This window comes from Granulicella tundricola MP5ACTX9 (assembly GCF_000178975.2).
Classification (GTDB): domain Bacteria; phylum Acidobacteriota; class Terriglobia; order Terriglobales; family Acidobacteriaceae; genus Edaphobacter; species Edaphobacter tundricola.
Window position 1 is genome coordinate 1,147,399 of sequence record NC_015064.1, and the last position, 21,560, is coordinate 1,168,958.

Below are 21,560 nucleotides of genomic sequence, written 5' to 3' on the forward strand. Positions count from 1 at the left end.
CTCTGGTGATGCGAACTAGACGAGCCAGCCTGCGAGTTGTGAGGCGAACTGAAGTGCGCTCGCGTAGATGTTGGTCAGCTTGTGGGCGGGAACGTGGTTCGCCTTGGTGGTGTAGCTGTCGTTGAAGTGATCGCGGTCCAGGCTGACGGTGTGGTCGGGGTCGAGCTCGGCGGAGAGGACTTTGGAGCCGCGGGTGTAGGTGAAGGTGTGCCAGCGGTCGTTGATATCGTGGGTGCAGTCCCAGGTCTCGCGGAGCTTGGTGCCGTCTTCAAAGACGATCTCGACCGTGACGGGGAGCTGGAAGTCCCCGAGCCGGTGGAGGGTGACGGTATCGAGAAACTGGGTCTGGCCGTGCTCGGCCTTCCACCACTGTGCGGGGTCTGAGGTGACCTTGTCGACGGCAAAGTCGAGGATGCGGGTGCCGTAGACGGCCTGGTTGAAGAACGGCCGGAGGGTGGAACCTACGTTGATGTTGGGCTGGCCGGGGGTGTTCATGACGGCCTGGTATTGGCCGAGGTTGACGCCGGCTCCGATGAGGCTGTTGGGCTGCGCGGTCAGGCCGTAGAGCTGGGTGGAGGGCTGGGTTGCAGTCGGTGAGGTTCCGGGAATGGAGGCCAGGGCTGTGGCCTTGCCGCGCTTGATGGCGACATCTTCGATGGTGTGGAGGAAGTCTTCCGAGGTGGGGTGGGTGAAGCGATAGCGCATGAAGTAGGTGCGCATGGCCTCGTCCATGGTGTCGCGGCCGACGATGCCTTCAAGCGTCTTGAGGAGGGTGGCGGTCTTGCCGTAGGTCACGCCGCCGTAGGAGGCTGCGTTGCGGAACTGCCAGGCGTGGCGGGTGACGGGGTCGTAGTCGGGCTCGCTGATGTACTGCAGGTACTGGAGCTCGGCGTCGCCGGCGTTGGCCCAACGGTGCTGGAAGAAGCTGGTGCGGGGGCCAAGGATCGCGGCGAGAACGTTGACCTCGGTGTAGGAGTTGATGCCTTCGTCGAGCCACGCGTCCTCAAACTCGTTGGTGGCGACCATGCCGTACCAGTACTGATGTCCGAACTCATGCTCGGCGGTGAGCTCGGTGACGTGGCTTGGGTCCCAGACGTTGGTGTCGCCGGTGACGAGCGTGGGGTACTCCATGCCGCCGATCTGCGAGTCGGGTTCGGGGTCGATGAGGGTGAGGACCTTGTAGGGGTAGGGTCCGTAACGCTTGTCGAACTGGTCGAGCGAGGCGAGGAGGATCTTGAGGTAGCGCTGACCGGCGTCGGGATGGGCGGCAAGCGCCAGGACGTGGACCTGCACGGGGCCGAGCGAGGAAAGAAAGGTGCCGTCGGTGACCGTGAAGTGCGGGCTGGCGGCGAAGGCGAAGTCGCCGATGTCTTCGCCGTAGAAGCTCAGGGTTTTGGTGCCGTCGGAGTTGGCCTGGTCGCCGGTGGGCACGCCGGAGGCACCGACGGTGAAGCGGCGCGGCAGCGTCAGGCGGACATTGAAGGTGGCGAAGTCCGAGAAGAACTCGGTGGTGGAGTGGTACTGGTGGCAGTTCCACGCACCGTGCCAGAAGACGCCGAGCTTGGGGTACCACTGGCCGCCCATGAGGAAGTCGCGCTTGTAGCCGTTGCGCGCGATGGACTCCGGAAACTGGTCGTGGAAGGCGATGTGGAAGGTGATGGAGTCGCCGGGTGCTAGGGGCCGGGGCAGAGCTATTTCAGCGACGGTGTGGTCGTTCTGGTTGTTGTCGTCAGGAGCGGTGAAGTGCATGGACTTGGTGAGATCGCCCATGCCGTCCGCCGCGATGCTGGCGATGGTGATGCCCCCGAGCTTCTTCGCGGGATAGTCATTGGCGGATTCGGAATCGCGGATGCCTCCGCCGAAGTGAGTCTCGGACGTAAAGGAGGACTCAGGCCGGAAGGCGTTGAGATAGAGGTGGAAGGGGAAGGTGGTGAGGGGCTGGCCGGTGAGGTTCTTGTAGGTCAGGGTCTCGGTCGCGTCCAGGGCCTTCTTGTCCATGTCCACCTTGGCGTCGAGATTGTAGGCGACGACGCGCGTGGAGAGAGGCGTTGGAGAGTTGGTGGCGATGCTCTGGGCGTGACCGGGTTTGGCTGCGAAGGCGACGAAAAGGAGGGTCGCGGCGGTGAAGAGAGGTCGCATGAGCCGATTCTATGTTGGGAGCGCAGTTTCGGGGAGTGTTTTGTGCGACATGGGGAGTACATCGTTTGGGGCAGAAGGACAGAGAGAGGCAGGGACGGGCAGTGGTGGTGCAGTGGTGAGGCAGTCAGGGTTGGGTCCAGAGTTCGGTGGTGAGGAGGCCGAAGAGGCGATGGTGCTGGGCAATGCGGTGGAGGCCGGCGGATTGGAAGGCTTGCGCAAAGTCCGGGAGTTGGGTGGGGCGGAGGTTGGTGAGGACGCGAAAGGCCAGGTAGAGGGCGCGTATGTAGAGCCGGGCGGGCCAGTGCAGGAGGCCGGGTGGGATGCGGAAGTCGGAGACCAGCCAGAGGGCTCCGGGTTGCAGGGTGGGGACGAGGCGGAGGACGAGCGAGTCGAGTTCGGGCTGGGTGAGGCAGTCGAGCAGGAAGTGCGTGACGACGAGATCTGGTGCGGCGGTGGGGGTGAGGGTCAGGACGTTCTGCTGGTGGGTGGTCAGGCGGGCGGCGAAGGGTTGGGCGCGTTTACGGAGGAGCGCAAGCATGGCGGGGCTGAGATCGACCGCATCAGCCTGTAAGCGGAGGTTCTGGGCCAGAAGCGCGGCGGTGAAGCGTCCGTCGCCGTCACCGAGGATCAGGGCGCGGATGCAGTCTTTGAGAGCCGGAAGATGGTGCAGGCGGGTCTTCTGGAGGAGCGGTCCCAGCGTGAGGTACTCCAGCCAGCGGTAGGGGCGGGCGAGGAGGTCGAAGTTCGGCTCGTTCGTCATACCTTCCAATGCTGGAACGGGATGAAGAGGAGCGGCGTGAGAAGGACGAAGTCTGCGGCGGCTCTCAGGGCTATGCGGGAGGCTGGGCGGGTTTGATGGAGCAGCCTGAGCAAGCTCGCGGAGAGAGCGATGGCCATTAAAAGGGGCGAAAATTCGTTGTGCTGAAGGACTGCAAGGAGAAAGGCGACGAAGGTGAGGATCGGTGCAAGCAGCGTGAGAGAGTGAAGGGCAACGCGTGTCGTTGGGTGTGCGGTCGCGGTCACGCTGGGCGTGGGGTGCTCCCAGGCGTAGATGAAGAGGCAATTCAGGCTGCAAAGCGCGGCGAAGAGGATGGCGGGCAGTAGCAATGAAAGCCGAAGCGCGGGTGCGCGGGAGACCGTGGGGATGAAGGTCGCGGCGGCAAAGAAAACCCCGACGGCGATCTCCTTGGGCAGGCGGCCGGGCTTTCCGCCATGCAGCACGGGAGCGGCATGGATGAGGACAAACCAGGCGAAGAGGAGACTTCCCGCGATGAGGTAAAGCCGGATGGCCTCGGCGGGGATGGTCAGGAGCAGGGGCGCGAGAGCCAGGGAGCAGACGAGGATGACGATGCGGAAGAGCTTGCGGTGCTTGTGATGGAAGAGGTGGCGGGCTTCCAGATCGGACGGCACGGCGCTCTCAAGCTGCTGCGCGTCGAGGAGACGATCAGCCGCATACAGAATCCAGACCGCGAGGAACATGGCCGCAACGGAGCTCAACGGCAGGCTGATATGGGCGCTGCGTGCCACGAACCACGTCCAGAGGGCTGCGACGGTCGGGGCATCGAGCGAAAGCAGGTGCCAGTAAATCAGGGGAGCTTCAAACGCGGTCCGGGCGATGGTTCGAGAGGGGGCATCGACGATGGTGGTCATGGATGCGCCCCTCTCCTGGTTATGCGCCAGGTTCGCTCGCCCCGGCGGCCCAGAAGGCGGGGTCGAGATCGGCAAAGATGCTGTCCCGTTGCTCGATTGCCGCGAGACGACCGCTCTGGTGTTCGTTGAGCTGACCGTCCGCTGAGTAGGCCTCCCAGATGCCCTTCAGCTCCAGGTACTGGTCGTTGTGCGTCATGAAGCGGAGCTCGGCGTAGTCGCGTGCGGCCCCGGTGGTGATGAGGAACTGCCAGTCGGAGGATTCTAGCAGCAGAAGCTCGCGGCACAGCTGCTGGACGATGCGGGTGGCGAGTTCAGAGCTGCGCCACTGGCTGCCGGTGCAGACCTGGCGGACGTAAAGCTCGGCCGGGTAGATGTGGGTGTAGGTCCAGGAGGTTTCGGGGTTGAGCCAGACCTCGTTGGTGCCCTCCGCGCCCCAGGAGCCTTCATGCATGGCGATAGAGCCGGCGCGCGGATACTGGTCGAGATACGTGGAGCAGGTGGTGAGCTCGAGGCCTGTGGGGTAGTCGTGCAGGGTACGAGCGACGGCTTCAAGCCACTGCGGACCTTCAAACCACCAGTGGCCGAAGAGCTCAGCGTCGAACGGCGCGCAGAGGATGGGCGGGGGAGCATCCGGAGCAGAACCCTTCCGAGCCTCCGCCAACGCCTCATGGATGAGGTGAACGAAGTGCGAGGCGTGGCTTTGGATGCGGGCCGCGGCGTCCTGCGGGTAGTATGGCTCCTTGTTGCCCATATCGACCTGCGGACCGGTGACGCGCCAGTAGCGATGACCGCCGGGCCAGCGCTTCTTATGGAAGTCGAGGTAGTTGCTGTCGCCGGGGTATCCACTTTCGCCGGACCAGACCTGGACGCCGGTGCGCGGGTCGCGCGGGAAAACGGTGACTGTATTCTGGGTGGCTTCGTTGTTATAGGGTGTGACGTAGTAAGGCTGATAGAGGGAGCGAGGGTCCTGTGGGGTGATGCGGGGATGGGTGGCGAGGTGGCGGTTGCCGCCGCTGTAGGGCGAATCGATCTGGGCGGACTCCTCGACGAGATGGGTGTCCACGAAGAAGAACTTGATGTCCGACTCGGAGAGCGCCTGCTCGACGCCGATGCGCGTGAAGCCGCCGGCGATGTGCGAGCCGTCCTGGTTGTTTACCGGGTAGTTCCAGTAGCCGGCGGGGCGGTAGCCGCACTCCGGGACCCAGATGCCTTTGGGATGCTCGCCGATGTGGCGTTTATGGGTTGTGACGGCGGTGCGGATCTGCGCGCGGACGCTCTCGTCTGTGCCGAGCAAGGGCAGATAGCCGTGCGTCGCGCAGCAGGTGATGATCTCGATCAGACCTTTTTCGTGGAAGCGGCGGAAGGCTCCGAGGATGCTGCCGTCCAGGGTGTTGAAGTCGTCGAGCGCCTGGGTGAAGAAGCGATGCCAGAAGCGTGCCGTCTCGGCGTAGTGGGACTCGCCGGACTGGGTGAAGAAGGCTTCGTCCTCGCGTGCGGCGACGATTTTGCGGGTCAGATAATTGGGGAACTCGGCCAGGAAGACCGGATGGGCAAGCTGCTCCATCAGCACCGGCGTAATGACGAGATTGCAGTGCAGGCCGATACCATCTTTCTCCAGCCGCCCGAGCACGCGGAGCAGCGGGAGATAGGTCTCGGCGGCAGCTTCGTGCAGCCACTCCAGGCCATGGGGCCATGTGCCGTGGTTGACGACATACGGCAGATGCGCGTGAAGGGTCAGGGTGAGGAAGCCTTCCGGCCGCGGCTTTTCAGATTGGTTCATCAACTCGGAGACCTGCCTTTTTCACTTGGATGCGTGAGGCTGGCTGAACGGCTCAGGGGCAGAGTTCCTTCCGGCCTGAGTCGCCTTGGACGGAAGGAGTTCCCAAACCGGCCCTGCTAATTGCTGGGCCGGTGCTGCAGGGATGGGTCGACGTCCTCGTTGCCGCGGGGGCCGCCGACTCTCACATGGACGGTAATCGGGCTGTCTGTATGGAAGCGGACGACGGTCTCTGACGGAATCTGAACCTGCTGGCCTTTGGTGATGGCGTTTGACCCCGCGCCCAGTCCACCGCCGGTGACGGCTCCGATGGCTGCGCCTTTGCCTCCGCCGAAGATGCCGCCGAGGATGGCGCCTACGGCTGCGCCGCCGCCGGTCTTCTCCGCCGTGTTCTTGCCGCGGCCCTTGCCCTCTACGGAGTAGGGCTCAGAGGTAACGGGCAGGCTGGCGCCACGTGGCCGGACACTGGTCAGCGATACGGTCAGCAGTGAGTTGCCTTTGAAGTGGGCGGCTTCCTGCACTGCGTCGACGCGGCCCGAAACGGCGGTGCCTGCAGGCAGGACCACCTGGTCTTCAATCATGACGTCTGCCGCGAGGGTGCCGCTGAAGGTCTCGCCGGCTTGGGTGGTAGCGCTGTCCAGCGTCTGGGTAATGCGGACGGGAAGCGTGGTCGCGGAGGGAACGGTGACGTCGCGGAAGGTGGGCCGGGGCGGTGGCGGCGGGGGTGGTGGCGCCGTGAAGACCGGTGCCGGCTGGTTGGACGCGACGGGCGGCATCGGGACGTCCTGGGGGAAGTCCCGCTGGACCGGAGCGGACTGGCGCGGCTGCGGCTTGAGTTGGGGAACCATCGCCGTGGGCTTGCGCGATTCAGCCAGGCGGGCCGGCGGCGGCGGCGGCGGGGCGACGACGGTGGCGGTCGGAGCAGGAGCTGCCGGCTGCCCGGCATAAGGAGCGCCGACCTGCAGGTTGTTTACCACACTGCGGACGCCCTGGATGCTGGACGCGTCACGGGAGGCAATGGTCTTCTGCGCGTCGTTGGCGACGGAGCCTGTCAGGGTGGCGACGCCATCCTGCACGGAGCCCTGGATGGGCTGGTTGTTGATGGCAGTATCAGCGATGAGCTGGGCGTTGATGGCGGACGAGAGGGCAGCATCGTCGGGCGCACTGGCCGTGGGCTTCGATTTGCAGCCGCTGAGGCCGGCGGCCAAGGCCGTCGCCAGGACGAGAGTGCGGCAGGTGAGATTAGACATAGTGCAATCCTTTCATACTGTTACAGGATTTGAGAGGCCGGCCGGTGCGCTTAAGAGCGATCGGGTCTCCTGACAGAAGAATCCTCCTCATTGGACTGCCGCGGCGGCGCGAAAGCGCCACTAAATCTTCGTGCGAGTCTCTCTTCGCGCAACCCGATAGGATGGGGGGGCATCTTCCATACTGACGCGCCACGATACGCAAACGCAGTGTGCAAGTCAGCGTGGCCGAGTTTCAACGGTGGATGTAATATCGAGCGATCGCGCAAGCCTTCGCATCTTGAAGAAGAGATCGAACAGGAGAGTTCAAATGTCTGAAGATAACGGAACGAGCGGACTTGGTTGGTTTTTGGCAGGACTTGGCATCGGTGCGCTCGTGGGCGTTCTTTATGCGCCGAAGTCGGGTTCGGAGACGCGCAGCGATCTGATCGCCAGCGCGCAGGATGCAAAGGAAAAGGCAGCGGCGCTGGCACAACAGGGCGTTGATCGCGCCAACGGCTACGTCGACCAGGGCAAGCAGGTTGCCGGCGAGTACGTCGATAAGGGCAAGGAGTACTACGAGCGCGGCCGCTCGCAGTGGACCCAGTATGTCGAGAAGGGCAAGGACCTCGTGCAGGATCAGCAGGACAAGGTTCAGGCCGCCATCGACGCAGGCAAGGAAGCCTATGCCAGCAAGACCGCCGAGCAGGAAGGCTAGTCAGAGCTTCAGCTTTGGGTAGTACGTGTGAGGTGCAGGGGCGGGTCGATCCGTGAGGGTCGGGTATCGCCCCTGCGCTGCGTTAGAGACTGTTTGCGGTATAAAGGCATGTGGCCGAGGCTGAGACCCGGCATAAGAGCGACCTTGGAGATGGGCAGATGGCAATGATGGGTGTGACTGCGTTGGGTTTGGCAGGAACTTCTGCAATGAGCGCGAAGCGCTTGGCGGTGTGGCTGTTGCAGGATTCAATCGACAGCGGGCATACGAAGCTGTTGGAAATCTTCATTGGAATCGCGGCGTTTGCCCTGCTGATGCAGGCGATTGCCGTGATCGTGGTGGCGGCTGCCGGTTATAAAGCGCAGAAACGCGCTATGGAGATTGTGGAAGAGGTACGCGCGAAGGCTTTGCCGTTGATCGACAAGTCGCATGGCCTGGTAGAGAAATCGCAGGCGTTGATGGCTGACCTCACCCCCAAAATTCAGACCATTACAGCCAACGTCGAGCAGGTCTCCACCATCATCAAGGATAAGGTCGTCGAGTTTGAGCCGACCGTTTCTGCTGCCAACGCCACCGTTCAGGACGCCAATGCGAAGACGCATCAGCAGATCATCCGGGTCAACGGCATGGTGACCTCCGCGCTGAACGCCACCGCTGAGCTTGCGAGCACGATTCATGAAGGTATCCGCACACCGGCGCGGGAGATTGCAGGCGTGGTCAGCGGTCTCAAGGCAGGCATCGATTCTCTGATCAGCAAGACGCGCGGCTTCGGAGCAGGCATCAAGCCGAATCCGGTTCGGCGGCCAGGGCCTGTCGTCGTAAAGACGGCCAATCCCTACTACCAGGCAGAGTCCTCGACCTCCGCGCAGGTGAAGGCAGCGGCCTCAGCGTTTGAGCGGGCCGAAAAGTCTGATCTGGACCTGTAGACCGTAACGAAGCTTAGATAATCCAGCCACCCCCGACCACGTCATCTTCCCGATAGAAGATGGCGGCCTGGCCGGGGGTGATTGCACGTTGGGGCTCGTCGAAGATGGCAATGGCGATAGGATCGCCGTCCGGCCCGATGCCGCCGGAGGATAGGGTGGCGGGCTGCGGCTCATGGCGATGGCGGACCTTGGCCAGCACGCGGATGGGTTCAGTAATCTCCGGGATGGAGATCCAGTTGAGGCGATTGGCACGCAGTTCGCGCGTCATCAACTCCGCGTCCGAGCCAACCTGAACCTGGTGCGAGTCGGGATGAATCGCCAGAACGTAGAGCGGATTCGCACTCGTCAACCCGAGTCCCTTGCGCTGTCCTACAGTGAAGTTGTGGATGCCGGTATGACGACCCACGACCTCGCCGGATGAGGTCACGAGTTCGCCGGAGCTGTCCGGAAGCTCCTCGCCCTGCTCATCCAGGTAGGCGCGGAGGAAGGTCTGGTAGTCGCCGCCGGGGATGAAGCATATCTCCTGCGAATCGGGCTTGGCGGCTACATCGAGCCCAGCCTCCGTCGCCATGACGCGCACGGCAGGCTTCTGCATCTCGCCCAGCGGGAACAGGGTATGGGCAAGCTGATCCTGCGTGAGCCCAAACAGGAAATAAGTCTGATCTTTAGACCGGTCGGCGGGGCGCGAAAGGATCCAGCGGCCTGTGGCCTCATCGAAGCGATTACGCGCGTAGTGGCCGGTGGCGATCTTGGTCGCACCCACCTGCCGCGCGGTCAGCAGGAGCTGGTCGAACTTCAGGTGGTTGTTGCAGAGCGTGCAGGGAATCGGCGTGCGCCCGGCGAGATACTCGCTGACGAAGGGCTTGACGACGTCAGCCTCGAAGCGCTCCTGCTGGTTGACGAGGTAGTACGGAATCCCGATCTTCTCCGCCACCCGCCGCGCGTCGTAGACGTCGTCGATCGAGCAGCAGCGTCCCTGCACGGACTCCGGCATACCCTCATGCCCGGCCAGGCGGCGCTGATTCCAGAGCTGAAGCGTGAGGCCGATGAGATCGTAGCCCTGCTCATGCAGAAGGGCGGCGACGGCAGAGGAATCGACTCCCCCGGACATGGCTACGGCGATGGTTTCGGGTATTTGGCTGAGATCTGACATTTCTATTCTTTACTGAGGTTACGCTTCGATGGTGGCAGTGGCAGAATGCGTCCGGGGTTTCTTGACCGGAGCATGATCGCGAATCTCGAAGACGAGGCGTTTTCCCAAAACATTTGCAGCCCGGGTCAACGTCTCCAGAGAAACCGCAGTGTTGGTGGGGTCGAGCAGACGGTCAAGCTGAGACCTGCTCGTCTTCAGTTCTCGTGCCATGGTCTGCTTGGTCTTCTTTTGCTTCTCCATGGCTTGCTCGAACTGCCAGGCCAAGACGCGCTTGATAGCTGCACCTTCAACCTCATTTCGGATTCCTTCCTCTTCAAGGAACGACTCGAAAGTCGAGCCGGTGTGGATGGATTCGGGTTGTTTCTCTTTACTCATCTTGGATCTCATTTCTGTTGGTGCAGCCGTTTGTTCTTTCGTGCAAGGTCCATATCCTCATCCGGTGTTTTCTGTGTCTTCTTGATGAAGCCATGAAGCAGAACCATTCGCTCTCGTGAGTCGATATAGAACAAGACGCGAGCGATTCTTCCATGTGTCAAATTCGTGCGGACTTCATATAGGCCGTCTTTCAATGCACGGCAAGTGGGCATGCCGACGGGCCATCCAAACTCCACTGTTTGTATGTCCATTCCAATTCGTTTCCGATCTTCGACCGGTTCCAAATTCCTGAGCCATTCGCGTACAGGTTCACCACCAGCCGCGGTGCGGAAAAAGACCACGTCCATCCGCTTCATCGTTGGTAGTGAAGTGGATTTCACTTCTAAATTGTACCTCATACGGTACATAAGGGTCACGCCGAGCTTTCAACTTCACCCTGGCATCAGCAGATTGCAACTCTGAATGAGAGCTATTCCGGGCTCAAGCCTGTCATTGATTTCTTGCACAAGCGTTGAACCCGCCAAGCTTATTTCTTCTCCGATTCCTTCATCAACTGGATCAGGTCATCCTTCCAGATGGCGGCGTTAGTATGCGTTCCATGGCCGCGCGTTGCGTCGGTGATGGGCAGCAAAATGAAGCGGCCTTTGGGGATCTCCTTGATCTGCTTCTGGGCGAGCCCAAGCTCCGGCGGGTTGATGAAGTCGTCGGCCGAGTTGATCCAGAGTAGCGGCACCTTGATGCGGTCGAGGTGCTTGCTGGGATCGTAGTTGCGGCTGGCGTTCACGTAGTAGATGTAGTTGTTCGCATCGATCGTCGGAACGCTGCGTGCCAGGCTCTGATCGACGAACTTCTCCGCCAGCTCACGCGTCGGCTGGTTCTTCTGCATCTGCAGCGGCGCGGAGCCGGCGATGATCGAAAGCTCGTTGGCAAAGGTAATGCCCTGGATCGGCTCCGTCTTGTACTCGCCGCCCATCCAGGCGGGATCGTTCTTGATGCCCTGGATGGCCATGTAGCGCCACATGCGGTTGCGCCCTGCGAGCTCCACGGCCTGGCAGGCAAACGGCGCCAGCGCATCCATGAACTCGGGGTAGGCCTCGCCCCAGACGAACGACTGCATGCAGCCCATGGAGGTCCCCAGGATCAGGCGCAGGTGATCGACGTGCAGCCCTTCCGTCAGCATGATCTGCTGGGAACGAACCATGTCGTCATAGTCGTACGCGGGAAACTTCATGTGCAGTCCATCGGACGGCTTGGACGACTCACCCATGCCGATATCAGCCGGCAGGATGAGGTAGTACTTGGTGATATCCAACGGCTGCCCGGGCCCAAACAACACATCCGAGAAGACCGGGCTCAGCAGCGTGCTCGCGTTCCCGCCGGTGCCGTGTAGGAGCAGTACGGCGTTGTCCGTATGGCCGGCGGCATCCTTGTGCGGCGTGCCCAGCGTCAGGTACTGCAGCTTCAGCTCAGGCAGCGTCTCGCCGGTGCCGAACTTGAAGTTCGGGATCGTGTAAAAGCCTTCCTTGGCGATCGTCGCCCACTTGTTGACATGGGCAGGAGCCTGCGCGAACGCGGTAAACGCAGAGGAGGCAACAAGCAGCAGAGAGGCGAGGCGTGCGGTCGTGCGAGGCATAAGAGGCTCCTGTAAGGTGTTGCTGATGCAGACGGCCCTGAATCCCATTAAGTATGCAATTAGAAGAAAGCCCCCGACAGGACAGCGATATCCTGCAGGGGGCTCGGTGATTACTCTTCAGACTTTTTGCCGGCCTTCGGAGCAGGCAATACGGTCGCCGGGCTGAGCGGTTTGGTGATCTCATCCATCAGTGCCGGAGTCCCGTCGATGCGTTGCAGCGTCGGGTACTTCTGGCCTTCGTGATAGCTGATCTCAGCGGTCGAGATCGCCGACTCCTGCTGCAGGATCAGCCGGATCGGCTTATCGTTGCCCTTCGTATCGTCGAGCGCCTGGCGCACCGCATCGCCGGAGTAAGCCTGGCCGTTGACCGCGATGATCTTCATCCCGGGCGAGAGCATCGCCTTATCAGCCGGCCCGTCATAGCGCACATCGGAGATCGTACCGGAGGTCCCGGCGCGCAGCCCTAGCGACGCCCATGCATCCGCGCCGCCGAAGTACTGCGGATAAACCCGCGCCGCATTGCGTTCACTGGCGTTGGGCTTGTCCGTATAGACCAGCTTGTAGCCGCCGCGTTCGATACCCGCAAGATCCGTATGCGGCGTGGGCAGATCGATGCGCTCGTGCAGGAACGTCGCCCAGTCGTACGGCAGCACCTGGTTGAGATCCGCGATCAGCTCCTTGCGGTCGTATGTCACGATGAGCGGGCCGGTGTTGCCGCCCTTGCCCAGGAAGATGCGCTGCAGGTCGGTCAGCGACTTCTTGCCGCCCGTCTTCTCGCGGATCAGCGTATCGGCGTCGAGCCACATCAGCTCGCCTTCCTGGTAGTAGGCCTGCCCACGCTCCCAGTTGCCCCACAGCGTGGGATGACGGTCGATCGAACTCGCAATGGACGTGTCTTCGGTCGAGCGCCAGTTGCGCCCCGACTCCAGATCGAGCGACGAAGCCGACATAGCAAGGAAGTCGCGGTACTGTTCCTGGTTGCGCAGGCCGGAGCGAGCCGCCAGCACGTTGCCCATGTACTGCGTCATGCCCTCATAAACCCACAGCAGTTGCCCCTGCTGCGGCGTGGCAAAGTCCTTCTGGTAGAGCTCCACCGGGCGGCGATACTTGCCGTCCCAGGAGTGGGTAAACTCATGCGCCAGCAGGTCGGCTTCAACCGCCTGATGCGACTCATCCGAGAAGCCCTTCTCGCCGATGCCGTTATCCGACGACTGCCCATGCTCCAGGCCTTCACCGCCCGCAACATCAGAGAGCGTCAGCAGGAAGTGGTAGGCGTTGTAGTGGCTGGAGGCGTAGGCCGTGGTGGCCTCGCGGACGAGGTTGGAGATCTCGGCCAGCAGCTCAGGCCGCAGGTTCGAGTCCTCTGGCTTATCCGAGACCACATCGATGTAGTGCTTGGGCGAGACCTCAGGCGCAAGCGGGAACTCATGAAAATACTTGCCCGCGATGACCGGCGAATCCAGAAGCTGCTCGACGTCCGTCGGCGCATAGTGCGTCGTCGTCGATCCAGGCAGCGGCGTGTGTGCCGACTCCATGATGCCGGTGGTCGGCGGCGGTGGTGTAGGCGCACCCACCGGCGTCAGCGCGGTGCCGATGCCCCAGCCCGCAGGCACGGTCACGGAAGGCTCAATCGCAATGTCTTTCACCGGGATATGCGCGGGATAGAGCATCAGCCGCTCCCACTCCAGGCACGCCATCTGGCGAGAGACGCGGGAGTCCACAATGGCATCCAGGTGCGCGTGCAGGCTGGTCACGCCGGCAGGAATCTCAAGATGAAACTCGTAAAGATTCACGTCGTCGCGACGCCACGGAAGCTGCTTGATCTGGCCGTCTTTTCCAGCCGCAGTGAAGATCACGCCGACGATCTGGCTGGCAGGCCCGGTAGGGGCGTGGTTGCCCGGAATCCACTGTGGCGTAATCAGTGTGATCGCGCCGGCCTTCACCGGCAGATCGATCTCCGCGTGGTACAGCTTGCGCGGTGCCTCCGTCAGGTCTGCAGTGATGCGGATGGGAGTCTTCTGAGCACACGCGGCAGAGGTAAACAGAGTCGCGGCAAGGAGGCAGGGAACAAGCTTTTGCATGAGATCTTTCTGTGTGCTGCAGGGATAGGCAAGAGACGTTCGGCCGCGGTCAGGAGTTGCAGGAACACCGGATGATGACAGTGAAAGCGGGACGCCCCATAATACGCGGCAGGCGAATCATGGGGCACCGTCCGGGACTATGCCTGTGCGGTGAGCTCGCGCTCGATCGCCTGGATCACGGCATCATCGGTGGGAAGCGTATCCGGCGCAAAGCGTGCGACGACCTCGCCCTTGCGGTTGACCAGGAACTTCTCGAAGTTCCAGGTCAGCTCTGGCTCTTCATTCACCGTGAGACCGTAGCCGCGGAGATTATCCTTGAACTTGGGATCGGCAACACGCGCGACCGGCTGGGCCGCGATCAGCTGCGTGTAGAGCGGGCTCTTCTCCGCGCCGGTGACGACAGTCTTATCGAACATCGGAAAGGTCACGTTGTAGGAGAGCGTGCAGAACTTCTGGATCTCCTGCGCGGTCCCCGGCTCCTGGCCGGCAAAGTCGTTGGCCGGAAAGCCCAGTACGTCGAAGCCGCGATCCTTGTACGTGGAGTACAGCTGCTCGAGGCCCTCATACTGCGGGGTCAGGCCGCACTTGGACGCAGTGTTGACGATGAGCAGGACGTGGCCCGCGTAAGGCGCAAGGTTGGAGTCTTCACCGGAGAGAGTCTTGAGAGGAATTTCAAAGAGAGTCGACATAGCTTCAAGGATAAATGAGAGGTTACGCCCGGCTCAAAGCATGCATGACTTCCGTAAGGAAGGCATAAATAACGTTTGATGAAGCCTGCTTCAAATCGATGCAGCGATTGTGCTTGACAGGTGTACTCTTTATAACGACATGGCCATTCAGGATGTAGTTTTTGGTAAGCCGCTCGCCACCGATGAAGAACGTGGTGAGCATATTGGAGTCGCAGCTGGAATCCCGATCTTTGGTCTCGATGCCCTAACAAGTGCCGCATATGGCCCGGAAGCGGCCATGTCGCTTTTGATTCCGCTGGGCATGGCGAGCGTCGGCTATATTCTGCCGATCATCTCAGCCATTTTGATCCTCCTGGTCATCGTATTTTTCAGCTATCGGCAGACGATCACGGCTTATCCGTCGGGTGGCGGAAGCTACACGGTGGCAACGGAAAATCTGGGTGCGGGAGCCGGCCTGCTGGCAGCCGCGGCCCTCATGATCGATTACATCCTGACGGCGGCGGTGGGCATCTCGGCAGGCGTCACCGCGCTCACCTCGGCGTTGCCTTCCTTGCAGCCCCACACGCTGGAACTCTGCCTGTTGATCCTGGCGATCCTCGTCGTCGTCAATCTTCGTGGCGTGAAGGACACCGGAACCGCCTTCATCATTCCCACCTTCATGTTCATCGGGACCTTGCTCACCTTGATCGGCGTCGGTGTCTTCAAGACCTTCGCCGCGGGCGGACATCCGGTACCGGTCATGACGCTTCCGCAGGATATTGAAGCGGTCCATCCTTACCTCGGTTACGCCTTCGTCTGGCTGATCCTGAAGGCCTTCTCCAACGGCTGCGCCGCAATGACAGGCGTGGAAGCCGTCTCGAACGGCGTCATGGCCTTCGGTGAGCCACGCGCCAAGAAGGCCAAGGCGACGCTCTCCGTCATCATCGCCATCCTCATCGTTCTTCTCTACGGAACCTCCTGGCTGGCCAAGCACTATCAGATCATGGCGATGAACCCGGACGCGCCCGGCTTCCAGAGCCTCCTGAGCCTGCTGGTGATGGCCGTCTTCGGGCGTGGCTGGTTCTACTACGTCACCATGGGCAGCGTGCTGTTGGCCTTGGCGCTCAGCGCCAACACCGCCTTTGCGGACTTCCCACGGCTCACCCGAGCCATTGCGATGAAGGACTACCTGCCGCACGTCTTCATCCTGCGCGGCCGCCGCCTGCTCTTCTCGCACGGCATCTATGCTTTGACCGTCTTCACCGCCTTCATCTTGATCGCCTTCAAGGGCGTAACGGACCGCTTGATTCCGCTCTATGCCATCGGCGCATTCATGGCCTTCACGCTCTCACAGGCCGGCATGGTCATCCATTGGAAGAAGGAAGAAAAGCACGCCGGGCGTGGTTGGCACATGTTCGTCAATGGCGTGGGTGCGCTGGCCACCGGCATCACCACCTGCGTAGTGCTCGTCACGAAGTTCAAGGACGGAGCCTGGGTCACCGCGTTGCTCATCCCGGCGCTGATCCTGCTCATGCTCGGCGTCCGCAAGCACTACACACGCGTTCATTCGGAGATGCAGGACATGGCTCCCATGAACCTCGATAACCTGGAGCAGCCCATCGTCGTCATCCCCATGGCGGGCTGGAACCGCATCACGGAAAAGGCCATGCGCTTCGGCCTGCTGATGAGCCCTGATATCAAGGTCGTCCACGTCCACTCTGAAGATGAAGGCGAGCACCAGCTGGAGGACGACTGGGAGACCAAGATCATGGTTCCCATCCGCGAGAAGGGTCTTCAGCACCCCGAACTCATCACCATTCCCTCCAACTTCCGCTTCATCATCGCGCCGCTCATGGGCTACATCCTGCAGCTTGAGACCGAGAACCCCGGCCGTAAGGTCGCCGTGCTGCTGCCGGAACTCGTCGTCCGCCATTGGTGGGAGAACGCTCTGCACAACCAGCGCGTTCAGCTGCTAAAGCTGCTCCTGCTGTTGCGCGGCAATCAGCGCATCGTGGTCGTTAATATTCCCTGGTACTTGTAACAAATTAGCGGTCGATGTTTCAACATTGAATCCAAAGTGGACCCTCCTGAATCTCTTTCAGTGAGGGTTTACTTATGCGTTCGCCAATCGTTGGACTCCACCACGTCACCGCCTTCTCCTCCAATCCGCAGCGGAATCTGGACTTTTACACCGAGATCCTCGGCCTCCGCTTCGTCAAGCGGACCGTCAACTTTGACGATCCCGGCACCTACCACTTCTACTTCGGCGATGACGCCGGCTCCCCCGGAACCATCATGACCACCTTCCCCGGCCCGCGTTCCGCTCGCGGTCAGGCCGGTGTGGGTGAGACCTCGCACGTCGCCTTCTCCATCCCGCTCGCCTCGCTCGACTACTGGCATACCCGCCTCACCGGTCTCGGTGTCCTCGTCGAACGCACCGGCAAGCGCTTCAGCGAAGAGGTCCTCACCCTCGCCGATCCCGACGGTATGAAGATCGAACTCGTCGGCACGGCAGACGTCATTGCACCCAAGGCCCCGCGCTTCGCCGACGTACCTGCCGAGCACTCTATCCGCGGCTTCTTCGGCGTCTCTCTGCTCCTGCATGCGGCGGAAAAGACCGCCGCCGTCCTCAACATGATGGGCTTCGCCAAGGTCGCTGAGGAAGGGAATCGCCAGCGCTTCTCCGCCCCCGGCGATGCCCTCGGCAATCACATCGACCTTGTCATAGACCCTGCTGCAAAGTACGGTCACTTCGGAGCAGGCAGCGTCCATCACATCGCCTTCCGCGCCAAGGATGACGAGGCCCAGAAGGAGTGGCGCGCCCTGATCGAGCAGACCCTGGACGTCACCCCGGTCCTTGACCGCGACTACTTCCACTCCATCTACTTCCGCGAGCCCGGCGGCGTCCTCTTTGAGCTCGCTACTGACAACCCCGGCTTCGCCACCGACGAATCCATCGACACCCTCGGCGAGCGCCTCTGCCTGCCGGAGTGGGTCGAACCGCAACGCGCGAAGATCGAAGCCCGCGTCGCTCCCATTGAACTCAAGAAATCTCTCCAGAAAGCACAGGTGACCGCATGAACTCTCTCGATCCCCACGCAAAAGCATCAGTCGTCCAGTTCGGCGCACCACTCTCGGAGGCGATCGGCGTCATGATCCTGCTGCACGGACGCGGCGGCTCGGCCCAGGACATCCTCTCGCTGGCCCGTTCGCTCTATGACCCGCGTCTCTGCTACCTTGCACCCCAGGCGGCCAACCACCTCTGGTATCCCAACTCCTTCCTCGCACCACGCGAGACGAATGAGCCGGATCTATCCTCGGCGCTGCGTAAGATCAACAGCCTCATTACCGAGGCCGCCGAGGCTGGTATCCCCACGGAGCGCATCTTCATCGGCGGCTTCTCCCAGGGCGCAAGCCTTTCGACCGAGTTCGTCGCCAGCCATCCTGCCCGTTACGCCGGCCTCATGACCTTCACCGGCGGTCTGCTCGGCCCGCTCGGCACCGATATCTCCCACGAAGGTGATCTCGCCGGCACTCCAGCCCTGATGTTCTGCGGCGATCCCGACCCCTACATCCCATGGCCGCGCGTGGAAGAGTCAGCCGTCGTCCTGCGCGCGATGGGCGCTGACGTCACCACCTACCGCTACCCCGGCCGCCCCCACATCGTCACCGCGGAAGAACTGGCCCTGGCAGCCGAGATGGTCAAAACCGCCATCGCCAACTTCAACCTGTAACGCCGATCAGGCAGCCTTGGTCGCCGCAAAAGCCTCCGCCAGCAAGGTATAGCTGCGGAGCCGCGCGGCATGGTCGTGAACGATCGTGTTCACGACCAGCTCCTTGATCTTCAGCGCATCCGCCATCGCCGTAAGCTGCTCCTTCACCACATCCGGAGTCCCCACCACATACCGTGGAAACTCCCCCGTCTCAGGGGCCGCAGGCCCATGTTGTGGCAGCTCCGCAGCAGCCTCCTCAGGCGACGCGACCGGCCGCCGGTCGTTCATCCGAATTCTCAACTGCAGCAGCCGCACGCTCAGGGCCAGCCGATCTGCCTCCGCCTGCGTCTCCGCGCAGATCACCCCCACGGCAGCCATCGCCTCCGGGCTCGTCCGAGCCTGCACCCCCAGCGACAAATTCGGCTGAAAGTCCGCCTGATAGTTCTCGATCGCACGCCGCGTCGGGTCCGGCGAGAAGAAGTGGGCGAAGGCATACGGCAGCCCAAAGTGCGCTGCCGTCTCAGAGCTCCACATGCTCGACCCCAGCAGCCACACATCCGGTCCACCCGGCATCTCCGGCGTCACCATGATCTTTGAAAACGGATGCTGCGGCGGAAACTCCTGGTGCAGAAACGCAATCAGCTCCGAGAGCTGATCCAGAAAGTCATCCACTTGCGGCACGTTCCGGTTGCGCCGCAAAGCCGCAGCCTCCAGCGGCCCACCCCCCGGAGCCCGCCCAATCCCCAGGTCGATCCGGTTCGGATAAAGCGCATGCAGCGTCCGGAACGTCTCTGCCACCTTCAGTGCCGTGTAGTGCGGCAGCATGATCCCACCCGACCCCAGCCGGATCTTCGTCGTCTCCGCCCCAATTCTCGCGAGCATGATCTCCGGCGCCGTACAAGCCAGCGTCTCCATCGAATGATGCTCCGACATCCAGAACCGGTTGAATCCCAGCGACTCCACATGCTGTGCCAGCGAGATCGAGTTACGCAGCGCCTGCGCCGGCGTGGAACCGGATGGCACAGGACTCTGATCGAGAACGGAAAGTCGAAGCAAGCTCATGCAGATCAGATGACCCGAACCCACCCCCGGACTCCAAAGCCGCTAAACCGCCGCCAGCCCGCGCTCCCGAGCCTTCCACGTAGGCGAAAGCGACCGCAGCCGCCCCACCGCCTCCGGCACCAGCGCCAGCGCAAGATCGACATCCTCCGCAGTCGTCAGCCGAGACATCGAAAACCTCACACTAGCCCTCGCCCGTGCCGGCCCCAACCCCATCGCCGTCAGCACATGCGAAGGCTCCGTCGCGCCCGACTGGCAAGCGCTCCCACCCGAAACCGATAGCCCCTTAAGATCCAGCGCGATCACCAGCGCCTCCGCCTCCACATGGTCAAAGTAGAGGTTCGCGGTATTCGGCGTCCGCTCCGTCCCCGCGCCATTCACGCCCATCTCCGCGATCTCCCGCAGCAGCGTCTGCTCGAACCGGTCGCGCAGCCCCGCCAACTCCGCCGGCCCGGCCCCATCGCTCAGCCACCCCGCAGCAATCTCCGCCGCCTTCCCCAGCGCCACAATCCCTGCGACGTTCTCCGTCCCCGCCCGTCTCTGCCGCTCATGCGTCCCGCCATGAAACAGGGGAGCCAGCCTGACATTCCGACGCGTAAACAGCACCCCCGTCCCCTGCGGCGCATACATCTTGTGCCCGGAGATCGAAAGCAGATCCACATCCTTCAGCGGCCCCTTCGCACTCAGGTCGATCGCCATCTTCCCCGCCGCCTGCACCCCATCCGTATGCACCAGAATGTCTTTCGAGTAGGCCTTGGCGATCCCCGCCAACTCCGCCACAGGCTGCCCGCTGCCCGTCTCATTATTCGCCAGCATCACAGACACCAGCCTGGTCTCCGGCCGCAACGCCGAACGCAAAGCCTCCGGCTCAACCAGCCCCGCACTCGTACAAGGCAGAAACGTAACGCTGACCCCACGCTTCTCAAGCGCCTCCGCAGCATGGAGCACCGCATGATGCTCAATGGTCGAAGTAATCAAATGCTGCCCGGCCCCTAGCTCAAACCCGAGAGTCCCAAACAGCGCCAGGTTATCGCTCTCCGTCCCACCGGAAGTAAACACGATCTCAGACGCCCGGCACCGCAGCAACCCAGCCATCTGCTCCCGGGCATGATCCACCGCCGCCCGCGCATACTGCCCCGGCTGATGAATCGAACTCGCATTCCCAAAGTGTTCCAGCAGGTACGGACGCATCGCGTCGAACACCTCCGGCAGCAGCGGCGTCGTGGCATTCGCGTCCATATATACTCGGCGCATCCTTCAAGGATACGCCTCCGCCCCGCTGCTTCTGCTACGCTTGTTTCGCTCACTAAACTCAAACGGAGAAACAACATGCGCAAGATCCTCGTCCTCGCTGCCCTCGCAGCCACCACCTTCGGCGCACACGCCCAGATGGGCAACATGAAGATGCCCGCAGCCGCTGCCGTCGCAGGCGACCCCGCCAAGGCCGACGACTCCATGCTCACAGACTTTGAAGGCGAGTTCATGGCCGCCGCCAAGGCCATGCCGGCCGACAAGTACAGCTTCACCCCCGCCTCCCTCAACATCCCCGGAGCCAAGTTTGACGGCGTCCGCACCTTCGGAGAAGAGGTCACGCACGTCGCCCAGGCCAACTACAGCATCTACGCCGGCCTCATGGGCGCCAAGCCGGACGTAGACGTCAAGGCCATCGGCAACCTCAAGTCCAAGGACGAGATCGTAGCCGCCGCCACAGCCTCCTTCGCCTACGCCCACAAGGCCATCGCCACCCTCACCGCCGCGAACTCCAACATGACCCTCCGCGCCGGCCACGCCGACACCAAATCCAGCCTCGGCGCATACGGAGTAGCCCACGGCTTCGACCACTACGGCCAGATGGTCGAGTACCTCCGCATGAACGGCATAGTCCCCCCCGCCAGCGCCAAATAAATCGCAATGGCGGGTGCCCCATCCTTTCGGAGCTTCATCCCGAAAGGGTGGGTATCGTTTGCGGAAGCAAATGACCGCCTTCCCCCCCGCCTCACCTTCACTCCCACCCCCACCGTCATTCCGAGCGAAGCGAAGAATCCCAGTAGTTGCTCTTGCAGTTGTATGTTCTTGCTCTTCATCGATGCAACAATGAGGGCTTTCTAGCCTAGGTACTTATGCCCTCCTCAACAAACACCTTCCAACTCGTCCTTCAATTCGAAGCTCACGAGTTGGAAGACTATGACCACCTGGTCGCCCTTGAAGACCTCCTCATCGAGCGCCTTCCCCGCGGTGCTAAGGTCGATGGTCACGATATGGGAGCGGAAGAGTTCAACCTATTCATCCTGACGAGCAATCCTACTGAGCTCTTTGAACAGGTAAAGAGCGTTGTCTCCGACAGATTCCCTGATCAGAACTTCAAAGCGGCCTACCGAGCTCTCACCTCGGAACAATATATTGTTGTCTGGCCGCCCGGCCTCCAGCACTTTGAGATCTCTTGAG

Annotated in this window: 21 protein-coding genes; 7 read left to right on the top strand and 14 right to left on the bottom strand. The window is 62.0% G+C overall.

Annotation, left to right across the window (positions count from 1 at the left end; translation table 11 throughout):
• Nucleotides 1-15: 15 nt before the first annotated feature.
• The 5 genes from ACIX9_RS04865 to ACIX9_RS04885 form a co-directional block, all read right to left on the bottom strand.
• The gene (locus tag ACIX9_RS04865) at nt 16-2,139 is read right to left on the bottom strand and encodes a M1 family metallopeptidase (protein WP_013579361.1); all 2,124 of its coding nucleotides are present in this window, start codon (nt 2,137-2,139) and stop codon (nt 16-18) included.
• Nucleotides 2,140-2,263: 124 nt separating this feature from the next.
• Nucleotides 2,264-2,899, bottom strand: coding sequence for a class I SAM-dependent methyltransferase (locus ACIX9_RS04870; RefSeq protein ID WP_013579362.1), 636 nt, complete (start codon nt 2,897-2,899; stop codon nt 2,264-2,266).
• The gene (locus ACIX9_RS04875; protein ID WP_013579363.1) at nt 2,896-3,789 is read right to left on the bottom strand and encodes a hypothetical protein; all 894 of its coding nucleotides are present in this window, start codon (nt 3,787-3,789) and stop codon (nt 2,896-2,898) included. The genes ACIX9_RS04870 and ACIX9_RS04875 overlap by 4 nt, the downstream gene beginning before the upstream one ends.
• A 19-nt stretch (nt 3,790-3,808) precedes the next feature.
• Nucleotides 3,809-5,569, bottom strand: coding sequence for a 1,4-alpha-glucan branching protein domain-containing protein (locus tag ACIX9_RS04880; protein WP_013579364.1), 1,761 nt, complete (start codon nt 5,567-5,569; stop codon nt 3,809-3,811).
• Nucleotides 5,570-5,685: 116 nt separating this feature from the next.
• The gene (locus ACIX9_RS04885) at nt 5,686-6,816 is read right to left on the bottom strand and encodes a BON domain-containing protein (protein WP_013579365.1); all 1,131 of its coding nucleotides are present in this window, start codon (nt 6,814-6,816) and stop codon (nt 5,686-5,688) included.
• Between the two features lie 307 nt (nt 6,817-7,123).
• Between ACIX9_RS04885 and ACIX9_RS04890 the strand changes: the two genes are divergently transcribed.
• Entirely contained in the window at nt 7,124-7,510 is a 387-nt protein-coding gene (locus ACIX9_RS04890) for a YtxH domain-containing protein (RefSeq protein ID WP_013579366.1), read from the top strand.
• A 206-nt stretch (nt 7,511-7,716) separates the two neighbouring features.
• Entirely contained in the window at nt 7,717-8,433 is a 717-nt protein-coding gene (locus ACIX9_RS04895) for a hypothetical protein (RefSeq protein ID WP_013579367.1), read from the top strand.
• Nucleotides 8,434-8,446: 13 nt separating this feature from the next.
• On the opposite strand, the gene mnmA is transcribed toward ACIX9_RS04895, so the two are convergent.
• The 7 genes from mnmA to ACIX9_RS26315 all read right to left on the bottom strand — a co-directional run bounded on the left by mnmA (nt 8,447) and on the right by ACIX9_RS26315 (nt 14,566).
• A complete protein-coding gene (gene mnmA / locus ACIX9_RS04900; protein ID WP_013579368.1) occupies nt 8,447-9,586 on the bottom strand; it encodes a tRNA 2-thiouridine(34) synthase MnmA in 1,140 nt (379 codons plus the stop codon).
• A gap of 18 nt (nt 9,587-9,604) precedes the next feature.
• Entirely contained in the window at nt 9,605-9,961 is a 357-nt protein-coding gene (locus ACIX9_RS04905; RefSeq protein WP_157477318.1) for an XRE family transcriptional regulator, read from the bottom strand.
• Nucleotides 9,962-9,969: 8 nt separating this feature from the next.
• The gene (locus ACIX9_RS04910; RefSeq protein ID WP_232298787.1) at nt 9,970-10,341 is read right to left on the bottom strand and encodes a type II toxin-antitoxin system RelE/ParE family toxin; all 372 of its coding nucleotides are present in this window, start codon (nt 10,339-10,341) and stop codon (nt 9,970-9,972) included.
• A 146-nt stretch (nt 10,342-10,487) separates the two neighbouring features.
• The gene (locus ACIX9_RS04915; RefSeq protein WP_013579371.1) at nt 10,488-11,594 is read right to left on the bottom strand and encodes an alpha/beta fold hydrolase; all 1,107 of its coding nucleotides are present in this window, start codon (nt 11,592-11,594) and stop codon (nt 10,488-10,490) included.
• A 110-nt stretch (nt 11,595-11,704) separates the two neighbouring features.
• On the bottom strand, nt 11,705-13,675 hold the full coding sequence (locus ACIX9_RS04920; protein WP_013579372.1) for a M61 family metallopeptidase: 1,971 nt from the start codon (nt 13,673-13,675) through the stop codon (nt 11,705-11,707).
• A 137-nt stretch (nt 13,676-13,812) separates the two neighbouring features.
• Nucleotides 13,813-14,364: a glutathione peroxidase gene (locus ACIX9_RS04925; RefSeq protein ID WP_013579373.1), complete on the bottom strand. Its 552-nt coding sequence runs from the start codon at nt 14,362-14,364 to the stop codon at nt 13,813-13,815.
• Between the two features lie 22 nt (nt 14,365-14,386).
• Complete coding sequence (locus ACIX9_RS26315) at nt 14,387-14,566, bottom strand: hypothetical protein (RefSeq protein ID WP_198152230.1); 180 nt, start codon at nt 14,564-14,566, stop codon at nt 14,387-14,389.
• Between ACIX9_RS26315 and ACIX9_RS04930 the strand changes: the two genes are divergently transcribed.
• The 3 genes from ACIX9_RS04930 to ACIX9_RS04940 all read left to right on the top strand — a co-directional run bounded on the left by ACIX9_RS04930 (nt 14,504) and on the right by ACIX9_RS04940 (nt 18,077).
• Nucleotides 14,504-16,384 carry an APC family permease gene (locus ACIX9_RS04930; protein WP_013579374.1) on the top strand — a complete coding sequence of 627 codons (1,881 nt, stop codon included), beginning with the start codon at nt 14,504-14,506 and terminating at the stop codon, nt 16,382-16,384. The two genes, ACIX9_RS26315 and ACIX9_RS04930, sit on opposite strands and share 63 nt — an antisense overlap.
• Nucleotides 16,385-16,458: 74 nt before the next feature.
• The gene (locus tag ACIX9_RS04935; RefSeq protein ID WP_013579375.1) at nt 16,459-17,424 is read left to right on the top strand and encodes a ring-cleaving dioxygenase; all 966 of its coding nucleotides are present in this window, start codon (nt 16,459-16,461) and stop codon (nt 17,422-17,424) included.
• The gene (locus ACIX9_RS04940) at nt 17,421-18,077 is read left to right on the top strand and encodes an alpha/beta hydrolase (RefSeq protein WP_013579376.1); all 657 of its coding nucleotides are present in this window, start codon (nt 17,421-17,423) and stop codon (nt 18,075-18,077) included. The genes ACIX9_RS04935 and ACIX9_RS04940 overlap by 4 nt, the downstream gene beginning before the upstream one ends.
• Before the next feature lie 6 nt (nt 18,078-18,083).
• Here ACIX9_RS04940 and ACIX9_RS04945 read toward each other — a convergent pair whose 3' ends face one another.
• Together ACIX9_RS04945 and ACIX9_RS04950 are read right to left on the bottom strand one after the other, a co-directional pair.
• On the bottom strand, nt 18,084-19,118 hold the full coding sequence (locus tag ACIX9_RS04945) for an LLM class flavin-dependent oxidoreductase (protein ID WP_013579377.1): 1,035 nt from the start codon (nt 19,116-19,118) through the stop codon (nt 18,084-18,086).
• 42 nt (nt 19,119-19,160) lie between these two features.
• Complete coding sequence (locus ACIX9_RS04950; RefSeq protein WP_041596948.1) at nt 19,161-20,369, bottom strand: cysteine desulfurase family protein; 1,209 nt, start codon at nt 20,367-20,369, stop codon at nt 19,161-19,163.
• A 75-nt stretch (nt 20,370-20,444) separates the two neighbouring features.
• Here ACIX9_RS04950 and ACIX9_RS04955 point away from each other — a divergent pair, with 75 nt between their 5' ends.
• Together ACIX9_RS04955 and ACIX9_RS04960 are read left to right on the top strand one after the other, a co-directional pair.
• Nucleotides 20,445-21,020, top strand: a complete 576-nt coding sequence (locus ACIX9_RS04955; RefSeq protein WP_013579379.1) for a DinB family protein — start codon at nt 20,445-20,447, stop codon at nt 21,018-21,020.
• A 215-nt stretch (nt 21,021-21,235) separates the two neighbouring features.
• A complete protein-coding gene (locus ACIX9_RS04960; RefSeq protein WP_013579381.1) occupies nt 21,236-21,559 on the top strand; it encodes a hypothetical protein in 324 nt (107 codons plus the stop codon).
• Nucleotide 21,560: the final 1 nt, after the last annotated feature.